Source organism: Vibrio litoralis DSM 17657, assembly GCF_000426765.1.
GTDB lineage: Bacteria > Pseudomonadota > Gammaproteobacteria > Enterobacterales > Vibrionaceae > Vibrio > Vibrio litoralis.
The window spans coordinates 379,823-395,654 of record NZ_KE384566.1 but is presented as its reverse complement, the minus strand read 5'-3'; the positions used below and the strand labels follow the sequence as shown (position 1 = coordinate 395,654).

13 protein-coding genes are annotated in these 15,832 nt (G+C 42.3%); 4 read left to right on the top strand and 9 right to left on the bottom strand.

Annotated features, from left to right (window positions below):
* Positions 1 to 6 precede the first annotated feature (6 nt).
* The 3 genes from menH to K358_RS0112115 are packed head-to-tail and all read right to left on the bottom strand — an operon-like array spanning position 7 to position 3,960.
* Positions 7 to 816: a 2-succinyl-6-hydroxy-2,4-cyclohexadiene-1-carboxylate synthase gene (gene menH / locus K358_RS0112125; RefSeq protein WP_038150145.1), complete on the bottom strand. Its 810-nt coding sequence runs from the start codon at positions 814 to 816 to the stop codon at positions 7 to 9.
* Entirely contained in the window at positions 806 to 2,647 is a 1,842-nt protein-coding gene (menD, locus tag K358_RS18460) for a 2-succinyl-5-enolpyruvyl-6-hydroxy-3-cyclohexene-1-carboxylic-acid synthase (protein WP_051241299.1), read from the bottom strand. Before menD ends, menH begins: the two co-directional genes overlap by 11 nt.
* Positions 2,644 to 3,960 (bottom strand): isochorismate synthase, encoded by a 1,317-nt coding sequence (locus K358_RS0112115; protein ID WP_027697072.1) that lies wholly within the window; start codon positions 3,958 to 3,960, stop codon positions 2,644 to 2,646. Before K358_RS0112115 ends, menD begins: the two co-directional genes overlap by 4 nt.
* 363 nt (positions 3,961 to 4,323) lie before the next feature.
* Here K358_RS0112115 and K358_RS0112110 point away from each other — a divergent pair, with 363 nt between their 5' ends.
* The 3 genes from K358_RS0112110 to K358_RS0112100 all read left to right on the top strand — a co-directional run bounded on the left by K358_RS0112110 (position 4,324) and on the right by K358_RS0112100 (position 7,595).
* Complete coding sequence (locus K358_RS0112110) at positions 4,324 to 5,538, top strand: pyridoxal phosphate-dependent aminotransferase (protein ID WP_027697071.1); 1,215 nt, start codon at positions 4,324 to 4,326, stop codon at positions 5,536 to 5,538.
* Between the two features lie 78 nt (positions 5,539 to 5,616).
* Positions 5,617 to 6,210 (top strand): 5'-deoxynucleotidase, encoded by a 594-nt coding sequence (gene yfbR, locus K358_RS0112105; protein WP_027697070.1) that lies wholly within the window; start codon positions 5,617 to 5,619, stop codon positions 6,208 to 6,210.
* 14 nt (positions 6,211 to 6,224) lie between these two features.
* Positions 6,225 to 7,595: an anti-phage deoxyguanosine triphosphatase gene (locus K358_RS0112100; RefSeq protein ID WP_051241298.1), complete on the top strand. Its 1,371-nt coding sequence runs from the start codon at positions 6,225 to 6,227 to the stop codon at positions 7,593 to 7,595.
* 30 nt (positions 7,596 to 7,625) lie between these two features.
* Here K358_RS0112100 and K358_RS0112095 read toward each other — a convergent pair whose 3' ends face one another.
* The gene (locus tag K358_RS0112095) at positions 7,626 to 8,246 is read right to left on the bottom strand and encodes a tRNA-uridine aminocarboxypropyltransferase (RefSeq protein ID WP_027697068.1); all 621 of its coding nucleotides are present in this window, start codon (positions 8,244 to 8,246) and stop codon (positions 7,626 to 7,628) included.
* Positions 8,247 to 8,250: 4 nt separating this feature from the next.
* On the opposite strand from K358_RS0112095, the gene rrtA reads away from it, so the two are divergent.
* A complete protein-coding gene (gene rrtA / locus K358_RS18455; RefSeq protein WP_038150144.1) occupies positions 8,251 to 8,808 on the top strand; it encodes a rhombosortase in 558 nt (185 codons plus the stop codon).
* Positions 8,809 to 8,921: 113 nt separating this feature from the next.
* Here the strand turns inward: rrtA and K358_RS0112085 are convergent, their stop codons facing one another.
* The 5 genes from K358_RS0112085 to clpX all read right to left on the bottom strand — a co-directional run bounded on the left by K358_RS0112085 (position 8,922) and on the right by clpX (position 15,789).
* Complete coding sequence (locus K358_RS0112085) at positions 8,922 to 9,215, bottom strand: ComEA family DNA-binding protein (protein WP_027697067.1); 294 nt, start codon at positions 9,213 to 9,215, stop codon at positions 8,922 to 8,924.
* 237 nt (positions 9,216 to 9,452) lie between these two features.
* Positions 9,453 to 11,312, bottom strand: a complete 1,860-nt coding sequence (ppiD, locus tag K358_RS0112080; RefSeq protein WP_027697066.1) for a peptidylprolyl isomerase — start codon at positions 11,310 to 11,312, stop codon at positions 9,453 to 9,455.
* 203 nt (positions 11,313 to 11,515) lie between these two features.
* Positions 11,516 to 11,788: an HU family DNA-binding protein gene (locus K358_RS0112075; RefSeq protein ID WP_027697065.1), complete on the bottom strand. Its 273-nt coding sequence runs from the start codon at positions 11,786 to 11,788 to the stop codon at positions 11,516 to 11,518.
* A 236-nt stretch (positions 11,789 to 12,024) separates the two neighbouring features.
* Complete coding sequence (gene lon, locus K358_RS0112070; RefSeq protein WP_027697064.1) at positions 12,025 to 14,379, bottom strand: endopeptidase La; 2,355 nt, start codon at positions 14,377 to 14,379, stop codon at positions 12,025 to 12,027.
* A gap of 129 nt (positions 14,380 to 14,508) precedes the next feature.
* Positions 14,509 to 15,789 (bottom strand): ATP-dependent protease ATP-binding subunit ClpX, encoded by a 1,281-nt coding sequence (clpX, locus tag K358_RS0112065; protein WP_027697063.1) that lies wholly within the window; start codon positions 15,787 to 15,789, stop codon positions 14,509 to 14,511.
* Positions 15,790 to 15,832: the final 43 nt, after the last annotated feature.

Sequence of the window (15,832 nt, the reverse complement as noted above, 5' to 3'; positions counted from 1 at the left end):
AGAGAGTTACTTTAGTTGGTTAATAAAATCTGATATTAATGCCGCAAATTCAGCTGGTTTTTCATGATGAACATTATGACCTGCTTGTGGGACCGCTTTAAATTGCAAGCCACTTTGCTCTGCCAGTGTTTTAAATTTTTGGTCTTGCTCACCGCAAATATACAGCAGCGGGATGGTGAGTTGCTTTAAGGTATCTAAAAGATAAGGCTGTTTTGATAATGACGTAGCACGCAACATGCAACCTAATTGAGAGCCTAGATTATCACTACGCAATTCAACTAATTCTTCTCGTTGATCAGGATTCAAAGACGCAAACACGCCCTGGTGATACCAATCAAACAGCACATAATCAATCGCTTCTGTTGCAAAACGTTTTGACCAATGCTTATCATTTTCCCAGCGTAGTACTTTCTCTTCTTCAGTCTGCAGACCAAAATTACCGCCTTCAAGAATTGCACCTTGAATATTGAGCCCTTCAAAGCACTTTTCTGCTAAGCCGTACATTGCAATACGTGCACCTAATGAATAGCCGACCAAAACCAGTGGCGTTGACGCATCCATATTTTCTTTTTTCAGCTTGGCAAGGACCGTTAGTTGGACTTGGTGACAAGCTTGTTGAAAATCTTCCACTTCACAATATTTACTCAAACCATGGCATGGCAAATCGACACGAATCGCATGAGAAACATTCAAGTGAGATAAACAACCATCCCAATCTCGGCTAGACCCTAAAAAGCCATGCAAAAAAACAGGGATCGCTTGCTGTTTTTCAATTCCACTCCCTTCTTGATTGTCGATGATATGACTATAAAGCATGAGATTTTCCCGCCTGTTCGATAGTGTTAAATAATTCGGTCATTTTCGATACGATAGATTTTATCTGCTGTGAAGCTTGTTCGGGCCGCGTTACCACTTCAACTAATAATGCTGAGCGAGTCTCACCTTGTTCAAACTTAGCGCGGTATTGCTGCACGGTCTCAAGTAAAGCCGACCATGAATCAGGCGCAGTATAATTAAGTTTAAACTGATGTGCTGCATGTGCAAATTGATAGCCATGAGGCATTTGGTATAAATATTGTTTCTGCACAGTAGGTACTGGCAAGAGATCAAAAATCGCCCCGCCATCATTATTAGTTACAAGTACCACATGAGGTTGAGATACCGCGGTCAATAATGCTAATGAATTTAAATCGTAGAGTAATGACGTATCGCCTAGCAGAGTGAATAGTGGGATATTTTTCGCACGCTGAACACCAGTCGCCGTTGCCACCAAACCATCAATACCTGATGCGCCTCGATTGCTATAAACCTGAGTAGATTCAATAGTCGATAGCATATCCGCTAAACGCACAATTAAACTGTTACCAATAAAGAGTTCGGCACTAGGTAGCAGTGAAGTCAATTGAGCTAAATTCAGCGCCAATTGGCATTCGGTTAACGGGTGACTTTGTTGAATATCAGCTGCGGCTTGCTCAACCAGCACTTTGGCCTGTTGTAGCTTATCTGCCCACCCCGACATAGGGTTAAGCCCCATTATTTGGTTAACCGAAGCGGACAAAGCATTGTCAAGCATCGCCACACAATCACCTATCGCCGCCACGGTTCTTTGTTGTGGTAGTCGGTCTGGGTTAAACACGCTAATGTTTGGTTCAAAGACCCAGTAATGACATTGATGATCTGTGACGGCTTGTTTTATAAATTGCCCAATACGCTTAGACACAAAACGCGCGCCAAACTGCAAAATACAATCGGCTTGCAAGAGTTGTTCAAAATAAACCGGTTGTTGCAGCCATAAATCATAATGCGCCCATTCGCTGCTGACACCAGATTGAGGATCAGCAAAAACAGGCCAACCTAATGTTTTCGCCCACTGTGAGACTTTTTGCGCTTCATCCAACGGCATTTTACCAATCAAGATAATCCCTTTGAAGTGAGGAAGCTGATTGATGATCGCTTGTTGAGTACCGTTGGTCAATTCAGGGACACTGTAACTTGGATACAATTTAGCCAGCTCTAAATAATGGCTCTGCGCGGCCATCGCTTGTACTAAATCTGGCTGGTATTGCTGTTTTTCTTGCTCGCTTTGAATATACAAAGGCTCTGGATATGGGCAGTTAATATGCAACGAGCCAGATACAGTATGTTGATAAGCTAAAGCATGATTAATATCGCTCAGCGCTTGAAGCAATTGCTGTGGCGTAGGCTGATTTGGATCTCTGCTCGGACTAGTAAGTTCAACGCTTTTTCTCACATGCGAAGAAAAGATCCCTTTTTGCACAATTGCTTGGTTTGCACCGACACCGATTAAACTCTGCGGACGATCAGAAGTTAACAGAATAAGTTTTTCGCCGGTTAAACCAGACTCCGCTACGCTTGGCAATAAGTTCGCCACCGCCGTGCCTGATGTCACTATCACCGCCACTGGATCTTGAGTCGCCTTGGCAATCCCTAGTGCTAAGAAACCTAAACCACGCTCATCAAAATGGGTATGTACAGTGAGTTTTGAGCGTTGTGCAAGTTCTAATGCTTCAAGGCTTAAAGGGGTTGAACGAGAGCCCGGCGCGATGCATATATGTTTCACACCAGATTGAGCTAGGGTTTCTAAAATAGCCTGCGCCCAAATTCGATTTAATCCAGCTTGGCTCATACACTTTCACCACGTTCATTTTCAATCGGATAGTCGGTAATCAAGTTTAATAATGTGGCGGTTTTGCGGTTCAATTCTTGCCATTCAAATTCCGCTTCCGATCCTGGAACAATGCCCGCACCCGCATAAAGTTTGACTGTGTTATCGACTAATGAAGCACTACGAATAGAAACACAAAACTCTGCTTGGTGATGACCAAAATAACCTAACGAACCGCTATACCAACCACGAGTAAAAGGCTCATTCATACGAATAAAATTGAGGGATGCTTCACGTGGCAAGCCAGCAATAGCAGCAGTCGGTTGTAAAGCGGATAACAACTGCACCCCTTTTACTTCTGCAGATAAGCGCCCATTAATATGACGTTTCAAATGCTGAACCCTACGCAGTTGAATTAATTGCACTTCAGGATGCACCGCAATATTTTCGGTATAGGGACCTAAACGTTCAATAATATCATTAACGACTATTTGGTTTTCACGCTGATTTTTATCATCGTTCATCAACCAATCAGACAACTTTTTATCTTCAACAGGATCATCATTACGACCAATCGTGCCCGCTAAAGCCTCGGTCTCTACCTGATCTCCCGAGCGGCGATACAAACGTTCCGGCGTCGAACCCACAAAACTGCGATTAGGCTCTAGTGAGACTAAAAAATGAAAACTATTATGATTCTGCTCACGACTCGACTTTAGTAATTGAGCGGCGCTAATTGGTTTAGGTAATTCAACCAAGGTTTTTCTAGCTAACACCACTTTTTCGAATTCTCGATTTTCAATCGCGGTTAATGCCTTACTTAAAATGTGTTTCCACTCATCAAATTGCGGTGAAAAGTAAACTTGGCTTGATTGAGGCACAAGAACTTCTATCGGTTGGTAGTCTGCTTTTAATTGCAGCAAAGCATCAATCGTCAATTCAACCTCTGGACCAATGTTGGCATTGAGTGTCCATTGTTCATCTTGACGAATGAATTCGATTCTAGGTAAGAAAAAGTAGCTGGTAAGCTCAGGCGTGTTGGAATGCTCGCTATCGAAGGCTTTACCACCCCACACTCTTTGCTGCTCAGCAAGAATGGAGTAAGCATCTAGTGGGTTGGTAAAACTATTCACTTGTTCTAAAGCAATAACTTCTTCACGCTCATCACGAGACTGCCAATAAAAGCGAGGATACAGAGATTGCCCTTCTAGCCAGTCGATAGCACTAAAATCTTCGGGTAGGTTAACTACTTCAGAGATACGGTTTTCACTCGAAACTTGCCCACGTCTAATTCGTTCAATTATTAGCTCAATCACTTGGGGTAATTCAGACAAGTCGACCTCTCATTTTGATTTCTACAGCCTTAACGCTTAAGTATAGCTTTATGACTGATTATTATCTTATATTTTGCCGCATACTCTATGGCTTCAATTGATGCAAATCAAGCAGTAAGCGACTTTCTCTCTAGGTTTATCGTTAAATAATCGACGGCATGTCACCATTGAAGAAAACTCGGCATATCTCATCGTGATAATTGTGAAAGTTGGTCATTCTTAGAAAGGAAACAGATACTTTTTATTCAATAACCATCAAACTCGCACAAATATACTGTTTACAGTCGCTCTGGATATGGTTTGCCCTGAAAAAATAGTGTAACTTGATGGGTCACTAACATATTAATAAACGGGTATAAGGCTATGAACAACATCGAGATGTCATCAAAACTCGATAATGTCTGTTACGACATTCGAGGGCCAATCCTAAAACATGCCAAACGCATGGAAGAGGAAGGGCAAAAGATTTTAAAACTGAATATTGGTAACCCTGCCCCATTTGGTTTTGACGCCCCTGATGAGATCCTTGTTGATGTAATTCGTAACCTACCGACGTCACAAGGCTATTGTGATTCGAAAGGGATTTATTCTGCTCGTAAAGCGGTCGTGCAGCACTATCAAAAACTAGGCTTACGTGAGCTAGAAGTTGAAGATGTTTATATCGGTAACGGTGCATCTGAGCTTATCGTGATGTCGATGCAGGCTTTGCTTAATAATGGCGATGAAATTTTAATCCCAGCGCCGGACTACCCACTTTGGACTGCGGCGGCATCCCTGGCCGGCGGTAACCCTGTTCACTATATTTGTGATGAATCATCAGATTGGTACCCTGATCTTGATGACATCAAAAGCAAAATCACCCCGCAAACGCGCGGTATTGTGCTGATTAACCCAAACAACCCAACCGGTGCGGTGTATAGCCGAGATTTCTTGTTGGAAGTGGTTGAAATTGCCCGTCAGCATAACCTGATCATTTTTGCCGATGAGATTTACGACAAAGTGCTCTACGATGGCGCAATCCACACTTCGATTGCCACGCTTGCCGACGATGTATTAATGGCCACCTTTAATGGTTTATCGAAAGCCTACCGTGTGTGTGGTTTTCGTGGCGGTTGGATGTTCTTAACCGGTCCGAAACATCTTGCCAAAGGTTATATCGATGGCTTAGATATGCTGGCATCTATGCGTTTGTGTGCCAATGTACCAATGCAACATGCTATCCAAACGGCACTTGGTGGCTACCAAAGTATCAATGAGCTTATTTTGCCAGGTGGCCGCTTATTAGAGCAGCGTAACCGCGCTTATGAATTACTCACGCAAATCCCGGGGATCACTTGTGTGAAACCTAAAGGCGCCATGTACCTTTTCCCGAAAATTGATGTAAAGAAATTCAACATTAAAGATGATGCGAAATTTGTACTCGACTTTTTAGTCCAAGAAAAAGTGTTGTTAGTACAAGGCACTGGATTTAACTGGAAACAACCGGATCACTTCCGAATTGTTACTTTGCCTCATGTAGAAGATCTTGAAATGGCAATTGGTCGACTTGAACGTTTCTTAACTACCTACTCTCAATAATTAACACGCAGGCTTCTCACCATGGGAAGCCTGTTTTGCATTCAAACTTAATTAACCCATTATTCTCGGAGGTATCTCATGACCGCACCTCAACCTAGTCATTTTTTCGCTCACCTTGCCCGCATGAAACTGATCCAACGTTGGCCTTTAATGCGTTCTATTTCAGCAGAAAATATTTCAGAGCATAGCCTTCAAGTGGCATTCGTTGGCCATGCCTTGGCGATCATTAAAAATAAAAAGTTTGGCGGTAACGTAAACCCTGAGCGAATTGCATTACTCGGTATGTATCACGATACCAGTGAAGTGCTCACTGGCGATCTGCCGACTCCAGTTAAATACTACAACCCAGCGATTGCTAACGAATACAAAAAAATTGAGCTCGCTGCAGAGAAAAAATTGGTCTCTATGCTACCGGAAGAATTTCAACAAGATTTTGCACCCTTCCTGATGAGCGAAGAAATTGATGCGGACGATAAAGCTATGGTAAAACAAGCTGATAGTTTATGTGCTTATTTAAAATGTTTAGAAGAACTATCGGCAGGCAACCATGAATTTGAGCAAGCAAAAAGTCGTTTAGAAACCACATTGAAAGAGCGTGAGACTCCTGAGATGCGTTATTTCTTAGATGTGTTTGCACCGAGCTTTCAGCTTACGCTCGATGAAATCAGTTAAGTAAGGTTAAGATCATGGAAGATAAGTCAAAAAAAACCATTAATATGATTTCTGCCATTAGTCAAAAGGAATGGCAAGCTCGCATCAATAATGAGCAAAAGCTAAGACGTAATGATCACCGTGATGTTTACCAACGAGATCGTGCACGAGTATTGCACTCTGCAGCATTTCGCCGCCTGCAAGCCAAAACTCAAGTTCATGGAACTGGCTTAAATGATTTTTACCGCACTCGCTTAACCCACTCACTTGAAGTATCACAAATTGGCAGTGGTATTCTCGAGCAGGTTAAACAAAAACAGCCTGAATATAATGACTTACTGCCTCCGGCCAGCTTAATTGAAACCTTATGTTTGGCGCATGATATCGGCCATCCTCCTTTTGGTCATGGTGGCGAAGTGGCGCTCAATTATATGTTACGTAATCACGGCGGCTTTGAAGGCAATGCGCAAACCTTTCGTATCATGACTCAATTAGAGCCCTATACTGAACATCACGGTATGAATTTAGCTCGGCGAACGCTGCTCGGTTTATTGAAGTACCCCGCGCTGATAAGCCAAGTACAAAGCAATCACCGACCAAAAGATGTGGCAACTCCAAGGCAACTTAAAGCGCAAGACTGGTTACCGGCAAAAGGCATCTACGATATTGATAGTCCATTTTTAGATTGGGTGCTGGCCCCATTATCTGAGCATGACAAAGTGTTATTGAGCACCAAACGTAGCCAACCTGAACCTAGTCCCTATAGCCATTACAAAACGCGTTTTAAATCATTAGACTGCTCTATTATGGAATTAGCCGACGACATTGCGTATGGCGTTCATGACTTAGAAGATGCGATTGTTTTAAACATGGTTAACCGTAAACAATGGCAAGAAGGTGCGGCGAGCAAGCTTGCAGAGTGCGGTGATCAGTGGTTTGAGAAAAACATCAACACCCTCAGTGATAAACTGTTCTCAGGCAAACATCATGAGCGTAAGGATGCGATTGGTGGCATTGTAAATGCGCTACTTACAAGTATCGCCCTAAAGCCAGTTTACTCAGAGACCGCTTTTGATGAGCCATTACTGAATATTAATGCTTATTTAGACGCTCCGATGGCTTATGCATTAGAAGTGTTTAAAAGCTTTGTAAATCAATATGTGATTCATGTGCCGGAAGTTCAGCAATTTGAATATAAAGGGCAGCAAATCATCATGGATATATTTGAAGCGCTCAATGCCGATCCTATGCGCTTATTGCCGGAAGCGACCAAACAAAAATGGCAAGAAGCGGAACAAGATCATCAAGGTGGAACCCGAATTTTAGCCGACTATATTTCAGCAATGACCGATGGCTATGCACAAAAAGTTCATCAGCAGTTATTCTCGGCTCATGTGTCGTTTTAAGATTATTCTTATTAAACTTAGGGTTATGGTTTAAGTGTTGTAATTACGCTCAAAGACCCCTTCTGGCATTTGGGAGATCTGAAAATCGACCATATTGGTAAATGCGGTAACTAATGGTGAGAAATCAACTTGCGGCTTGATAGCTGATAATGCATGAAAGCCAGCCTCAACGGTAGAGAGGTGCTGCTCTGTAGGTGCCTTTCTGATGCGGTAATTACCTTGCAAGTGACTCGGTAGCGACACACACGGCAGTGAATGTAAGTTGCTCGAAAGCTGCCACATTTTATAGGCTTTCTTCCAGGTACCATCCAGTAAAATCAAGCATAAGCGTTTATTCTCGGCAGAGAGTTCATCACATCTCAAAGCAACGCTTTCCAATGATTGACTATTGTCGCTTGGGTATAGAATTAGCGACTCAGTTTGCTCATCTTGTAGTAAGACGTTTAACTCTGGGTGTTGCGAAAAGTCTTCACCAACCCAGATATCACATTGACTCAAACTTAATTGCAGTATTTTTGCCGTGCCCATTGGCCTTTTAGATTCGCTAGGATGCTGCAAGATCACCACTCGTATCGAGCAATCTATTGGTTTAATCCAATCACAAATACAGGCATTATTAGCCTTTCCACATTGTAAACAATATCGAGACATGGGAATGAGAGCGATCCTTTTACTTTTCAGCATTAGCGTACTAATGGGTCTATCCCAACTACCGAGTTTGCAAGGGTGGATGCAATGGGATCATAACGCCATTATGACGGGTCAATGGTGGCGGATCGTAACAGGAAACTTAACCCATACCAATCTCTATCACCTCTCGATGAACCTATTGGGCTTATGGATTATCAGCTTTATTTTTCGTGCTCACATCGAAGCGCGACAATTTTTACTGGTATTCATCGGCTTGTGTCTTAGCGTAGGTAGTCTACTTCTGTTTACCTCAATGCAAATATACGTTGGTTTATCTGGTGTGTTGCACGGCTTATTTGCATTTTATGCACTTGTCGAATATCGATTGGGCCGAAAAAGCAACGCGCTACTGTTAATCGGTTTAACTGCAAAAATCCTCTGGGAACAATGGTTCGGCTCAGCGACGGGCAGTGAAGCATTAATTGACGCTAAAGTTGCTATTGATGCTCACCTATTTGGCGCAATATCCGGCGTTGTGCTTGCCGTTAGCATAAAACCTAAACAACTAGAGACTAATAAATAAAAGAGCCTCACACCGCAGTGAAAGGCTCTTAATTTAAGATTAAAATATTTAACTGTTCAAATGATATCAATCTAATCAGACGACAGTTCAGTTTTACTTCAGCGGTAAGAAGACTAAAGCAAAATGCGCTGTTTGTTCTTTTCTACTGTGGTCTCACCGATTCCTTTTACTTGTGTTAACTCATCAAGCGATTTGAAACTACCATTGGCTTCACGATATTCCACAATATCTTGTGCCTTTTTGTCACCAATACCATTCAACATAGTGGCAATTTCTTCGGCACTAGCGGTATTGATATTGACCGTGATCTCAATGCCATCATGCGATGCTTCGGTATTGGCAAAAGCCATATTGGACACACTACCAATCGACAGCAACATGACTAGACATAAACGTAATAACATCATTTTTTCTCTCCTTTTCGAGCGCTAAAAGGAAAAGACTAAATGAAATTACTATGTCGATTTGTCTTAAAAATGGACATGGGAGCCATCACCAAATTGCAGACTACTCACAAACATATTAATTACATATTTCAGTGAGCCATAAACGTCAATGAGTTAGTTATCTATGACACCCCAAAAAGTAAAAAGGCCACCCTAAGGCAGCCTTTGTATGTATTACTCGATACTAATCAATATCGATTATTGTTGCTCAAGACCGTGGTATTCCACTGATGTTGATTGACGCAATGAATTTAAAATCACTTCTAAATCTTGTTGGTTATTCATACGTAGTAACTGAGAACCAATTTGTTGCTCAAACTGAGCATCGCTGCCTGTTGTTACTTTATTCAGCTTAACAATAACGATATTACCTTGCTCATCTTTAGTTTGGCCGTATGTCGCTGAGCCATCTTCAGGGTGCGGCAGAGCAAATACGTTTTGTGCCAATGGTGAACGACGGTCAACATTCTGCTCATCAGCAAAACTTAGTTGATTGTCAGCTAACACGCTGTCATCGCCTTTTTGTAGTGATGTCACCACTTTAGAAGCTAAATCAAGGGCATTCTGCTCGCCTTTGGTTGCAAGCAAGTGCGCGTTCACTTGGTCTTTTACTTCTTCAAGAGGCAATAATGTTTCATCGCGAACTTCATTAACACGCACCACAATGACATGCTCAGGAGCAATCTCTAACACTTCAGAGTTCATGCCTTCTTGCTTAACATCAGCACTTTCTAATGCTTGAGCAACGGCAGGTACTTTTAATACTTCAGGTGCATCGGCTTGAGAAATAAAATCTGTCGTCTGGATCTTCTGACCAATCACCTTCGCTGACTCGTCTAATGAATCTGGAGATTCAAAAGCAACCGATTCTAGCTCAGTTTGAAGTTTGTAAAATTGGTCAACCGCTTTTTCATCAAGTAACTCTGCTTTAATATCAGCAACGACTTCTGAATACGGTTTAGCTTCTGGTGCATTTTCATCTTCTAGTTGAATGATGTGGTAACCAAAATCTGATTTCACAACTTCAGAAATATCACCTTTCGCAGCTAAGGCAAACGCGGCGTCTTCAAATGCAGGATCCATGACACCCTTTTCGATCCAACCTAAATCGCCACCTTGTTTAGCGCTACCAACATCTTCAGAGTTTTCTTGCGCGACGGTTGCAAAGTCTTCACCCGCTTTTAATTTCGCTAAGATTTCATCAGCTTTTCCTTGGTCATCTTTAATTAAAATATGACGTACTTTACGCTGCTCTTTGGTTGAGTATTTATCTAGGTGCTCTTGATAGTAAGCTTGAGCATCTTCATCCGTCACTTGGATTGATTTTTTCAACTGCTCTGCAGAAAGCTCAACATAAGCCACTTTCATCTGCTCAGGGCGCTCGAAGTTCTCTGAATGCGTTTTATAGTACGATTGCAGCTCTTCATCAGTCACTTGAGCTTTGTTCGCAAATTCACCTACGTTAAGAGTGATAGTTTGAATATCACGCGTTTGAGTAAGTAGTTGTGATTGCTGCTCAACTTCATTGTCCAGTGTGAATTCACTATTTTGAACCGCTGATATCACTTGGTTTTTCAGTAGGTCCTTACGTAAATACTCCGCAAAGCTATCAGCACTAAAACCGGCGCGACGTAATGTAGCCGCATAGATCTCTTGGTCAAACTGACCATTAGTTTGAAATTGTGGCATGGTCAAAATCAATTGGCTAACTTGGTCATCGCTAACACGTAAACCTAAAGACTGTGCATATTGCTCAAGCAGTACATCGTTGATCATGCGATCAAGCACGCTTTTACGGAAAGTTTGTACGTATTGCTGATCAGCCATCAGAGTCGAGAAATACTCACCCATTTGTGACTGCATGCGGTTGCGTTCATTTTGATACGCTTGCTCAAATGCGCCACGGTCGATAGTAGTGTTACCAACTTTTGCAGCAGTAGTGCTACCACCGCCTACTAAGTAGCTGCCCACACCAGCAAATACAAAAGAAAGGATAATTAAAACAAGTATAATTTTAACTGCTATACCATTTACGCCTTCGCGTAGTCGATCCATCATAGTCTGACTGCTCTCTAAATACTGTCGGTTACCAATTACAGCGTCTTACGACCCTATGCTTGATAGAATAAAAATATGTGTCGATGATATCAGAAAAAGAAAAGCGCACCAGTAAGATGCGCTTTTTGATAAACAAAGATTGAGGTTCGACGTAAAAACCTCAAGAATTTTCGCCAAAAAGGGAAAACACTTATTGGGGCAAATTAGTTACACGCGTCTTTTAGTGCTTTGCCTGCTTTGAATGCTGGTACTTTTGCTTCAGCAATTTGGATAACATCTCCTGTTTTAGGGTTGCGGCCAGTGCGAGCTGCACGAGTACGAACGCTAAAAGTACCGAAGCCAACTAGGGCTACTTGGTCTTCTGATTTTAGTGTTTCAGTTACCGTTTCGATAAATGCGTCTAGTGCACGGCCTGCAGCTGCTTTAGAGATATCTGCGTCGCCTGCAATTTTTTCTACTAGTTGAGTTTTATTCACTTGTTGTTCCCCTTTTAGCTACCAACATAAATGTTAATAGTAATCGTTCCAATAAAAATTGTCGTTGTAGTAAAGATAAAAATTAGACTGGCCTTTATTTAATCAGCTTTTAAAAGGCTTACGCCCTAATAACCCTTGGCTCAGGTCTATCGAAACTTAACTTAGCCTTGAAAAAAAACGCTGACAAGTATTTTCTGTCTCGTCAGCGTCAATCTTTTAACTAAATTTGTTGAATATCACTGGTTTGTGACTTCAATCACACAACCTGTAGGGTCATTTTCTAGAGCTAACGGTAAAACTTCGTCTAACCATTGTACTGGTCGAACATTTAAATCACCGATAACATTGGCTGGAATATCTTCCAAGTCGCGTTCATTTTCTTTTGGAATAATGACCGTCTTGATTCCACCACGGTGTGCTGCCAACAATTTTTCTTTCAAACCACCGATCGGAAGCACTTCACCTCGTAGCGTAATTTCACCCGTCATCGCTACATCAGCACGTACCGGATTACCAGTTAAGCTCGAGACTAATGCAGTACACATGGCGATACCGGCACTCGGACCATCTTTCGGTGTCGCCCCTTCTGGTACGTGAACATGAATATCGCGTTTTTCATAGAAATCAGGGTTAATACCCAGTTTTTCTGCACGAGAGCGAACCACCGTCATGGCTGCCTGAATAGACTCTTGCATCACATCGCCCAGTGAACCAGTATAAGTTAATTTACCCTTACCAATCATGGATTGTGTTTCAATTGTCAGTAAGTCACCGCCCACTTCAGTCCAAGCAAGACCCGTCACTTGACCAATACGGTTGCTTTCATCCGCTTTACCGTAATCATAACGTTGTACCCCTAGATACTCTTTCAAGTTATCCATAGTGACGGTTACTGATTTTAGCTCGCTGTTCAATAAGATATTTTTAACCGCTTTACGGCATATCTTCGAGATTTCTCGCTCAAGACTACGTACACCAGCTTCACGTGTGTAGTAGCGAATGATACCGATAATCGCTGAGTCTTCGATCACAATTTCGTGAGGCTTCAGACCATTGCGTTCAATTTGCTTTTCAACTAAATGACTTTTAGCAATGTTGAGCTTTTCATCTTCGGTATAGCCCGACAAACGAATCACTTCCATTCGATCCAATAATGGACCTGGAATGTTCATTGAGTTCGACGTCGCAACAAACATCACATCAGAAAGGTCGAAATCGACTTCTAAGTAATGATCGTTAAATGAGTTGTTCTGCTCAGGGTCAAGAACTTCTAGCAATGCAGATGATGGATCACCACGCATATCTGACGCCATTTTATCAATTTCATCCAATAGGAATAATGGGTTTTTTACGCCCACTTTGGACATTTTTTGGATCAATTTACCTGGCATAGAACCGATATAAGTACGGCGGTGACCACGGATTTCCGCTTCATCACGCACGCCACCCAACGCCATACGAGTGTATTTACGACCCGTTGCGGCAGCAATTGAGCGCCCAAGGGAGGTTTTACCTACACCTGGAGGCCCAACTAGGCACAGAATTGGCCCTTTAAGCTTGTTGATACGGTTTTGCACCGCTAAGTACTCAAGAATACGTTCTTTCACGCGTTCTAGACCATAGTGGTCTTCATTAAGCACTTGTTCAGCTTTCGCTAAATTCTTTTTCACTTTAGAACGTTTCGCCCAAGGAACACCAACCATCCAGTCGATATAACCACGAACCACGGTTGCTTCTGCCGACATTGGCGACATCATTTTCAACTTTTGTAGCTCTTGCTCGGTTTTTTCGCGAGCTTCTTTTGGCATTTTCGCGTCTTCGATTTTCTTTTGCAGAGCTTCGAATTCATCTGGAGCATCGTCCATATCGCCAAGTTCTTTTTGAATGGCTTTCATTTGCTCATTCAAATAGTACTCGCGTTGGGATTTTTCCATCTGCTTTTTAACACGGCCGCGGATGCGTTTTTCAACTTGTAACAAGTCAATTTCTGACTCCATCATACCCATTAAAAACTCTAGGCGTTCAACGACATCGGTGATTTCAAGCACACGTTGTTTATCATTGAGTTTTAATGGCATATGAGCGGCGATGGTATCTGCAAGGCGCGCAGCTTCATCAATACCATTAAGCGAAGTCAGAACCTCTGGTGGGATCTTTTTATTTAGCTTGATAAAGCCTTCAAATTGATTAATTGCGCTACGAACAATGACTTCTTGTTCGCGCTCATCAATTTCAGGGGTGGCTAAATATTCAGCATCGGCAGTGAAGAATTCTTCATTAGAAAAAGCATGCACTTTGGCACGCTGCTGCCCTTCAACCAATACTTTTACCGTACCATCAGGCAATTTCAATAACTGCAAGATAGTGGCAACTGTACCTGTTGAAAACAAGTCATCGATGTTGGGTTCATCGGTTTCCGCATCTTTTTGAGCCACCAACAAAACTTGCTTGTTGGTATCCATTGCGGTCTCTAAACATTGAATCGACTTTTCACGGCCAACAAAAAGTGGAATGACCATGTGTGGGTAAACCACAACATCACGTAGGGGTAATACGGGAATCTCGATACGCTCGGAACGCTCCAAGTTCATATTATTCTCTCTATTCCGTTTGCACATTCATTGAAAAGTATATGGGGGCTATCTTGCTAGTTTCAATAACAAAACAAAAAAAGGAGGCACAAAGCCTCCTTTAAATTCATATTTTGGTGATAACTCGAATTATTCGGAGCTAGCGAGCTGGTTTTCAGCATTTTGATAAATCAATAACGGCTCAGATTCGCCTTTGATTACAGATTCATCAATCACCACTTTAGTCACTTCTTTATTAGAAGGTAACTCATACATGGTTTCTAGCAGAACCGACTCCAAAATAGAACGTAGACCACGAGCACCGGTTTTACGCTCCATTGCTTTTTTAGCAATCGCTTGAAGCGCATCTTCACGGAACTCAAGCTCAGCACCTTCTAAATCGAATAAGGCACCGTATTGCTTAGTCAGTGCGTTTTTCGGTTCACAAAGGATCTGAATCAACGCTTCTTCATCAAGTTCGGTCAAGGTAGTGGTCACTGGTAGACGGCCAATAAACTCAGGGATCAAACCATATTTCACCAAATCTTCTGGTTCAACTTGTTTGAATAACTCACCTGCACTTTTCGCTTCATCTTTACTGCGCACTTCTGCGCCGAAACCAATACCAGTACCAACAGCAACACGTTGTTCAATCACTTTATCTAGGCCAGCAAATGCGCCACCACAGATGAATAGGATCTTAGACGTATCAACTTGTAAAAACTCTTGTTGAGGATGCTTACGACCACCTTGTGGTGGAACCGACGCAACGGTACCTTCAACTAGTTTTAACAATGCTTGCTGCACACCTTCACCCGATACATCACGAGTGATCGATGGGTTTTCCGCTTTACGAGAAATTTTATCAATCTCATCGATATACACGATACCACGCTCTGCTTTCGCAACGTCGTAATCACATTTTTGCAGCAGCTTTTGAATGATGTTTTCTACATCTTCACCTACGTAACCTGCTTCGGTTAACGTAGTCGCATCTGCCATAGTGAACGGTACATCAAGAAAACGAGCCAAAGTCTCAGCTAGCAAAGTTTTACCACTACCGGTTGGACCGATAAGCAAGATATTACTTTTACCTAGTTCAACGCCGTCTTTGGTCTTATCACCATTACGTAAACGCTTATAGTGGTTGTAAACCGCAACAGACAGCACTTTCTTGGCATAGTCTTGACCGATAACATAGTCATCTAAGTGTGCACGAATTTCTTTAGGGGTCGGAAGCGCTTCCGACTCTTTCTTTGGAACTACGTCTTTCACTTCTTCACGTATGATGTCGTTACATAAATCGACACATTCATCACATACGTAAACCGAAGGACCTGCGATCAGCTTGCGAACCTCGTGCTGGCTTTTACCGCAGAAAGAGCAATACAGCAGTTTAGTACTACCACCCTCTTTGCTTTTATCTGTCATTCGCTAACCTCTTAGCCTTTAATTCTTCTGTTCAGTCTACAAC

Coding starts and splice junctions, on each gene's coding strand:
- rrtA (WP_038150144.1), top strand. CDS start 8,251: ATGAGAGCGATCCTTTTACTTTTCAGCATTAGCGTACTAATGGGTCTA.
- clpX (WP_027697063.1), bottom strand. CDS start 15,789: ATGACAGATAAAAGCAAAGAGGGTGGTAGTACTAAACTGCTGTATTGC.
- ppiD (WP_027697066.1), bottom strand. CDS start 11,312: ATGATGGATCGACTACGCGAAGGCGTAAATGGTATAGCAGTTAAAATT.
- menH (WP_038150145.1), bottom strand. CDS start 816: ATGCTTTATAGTCATATCATCGACAATCAAGAAGGGAGTGGAATTGAA.
- K358_RS0112085 (WP_027697067.1), bottom strand. CDS start 9,215: ATGATGTTATTACGTTTATGTCTAGTCATGTTGCTGTCGATTGGTAGT.
- yfbR (WP_027697070.1), top strand. CDS start 5,617: ATGACCGCACCTCAACCTAGTCATTTTTTCGCTCACCTTGCCCGCATG.
- menD (WP_051241299.1), bottom strand. CDS start 2,647: ATGAGCCAAGCTGGATTAAATCGAATTTGGGCGCAGGCTATTTTAGAA.
- K358_RS0112100 (WP_051241298.1), top strand. CDS start 6,225: ATGGAAGATAAGTCAAAAAAAACCATTAATATGATTTCTGCCATTAGT.
- K358_RS0112095 (WP_027697068.1), bottom strand. CDS start 8,246: ATGTCTCGATATTGTTTACAATGTGGAAAGGCTAATAATGCCTGTATT.
- lon (WP_027697064.1), bottom strand. CDS start 14,379: ATGAACTTGGAGCGTTCCGAGCGTATCGAGATTCCCGTATTACCCCTA.
- K358_RS0112110 (WP_027697071.1), top strand. CDS start 4,324: ATGAACAACATCGAGATGTCATCAAAACTCGATAATGTCTGTTACGAC.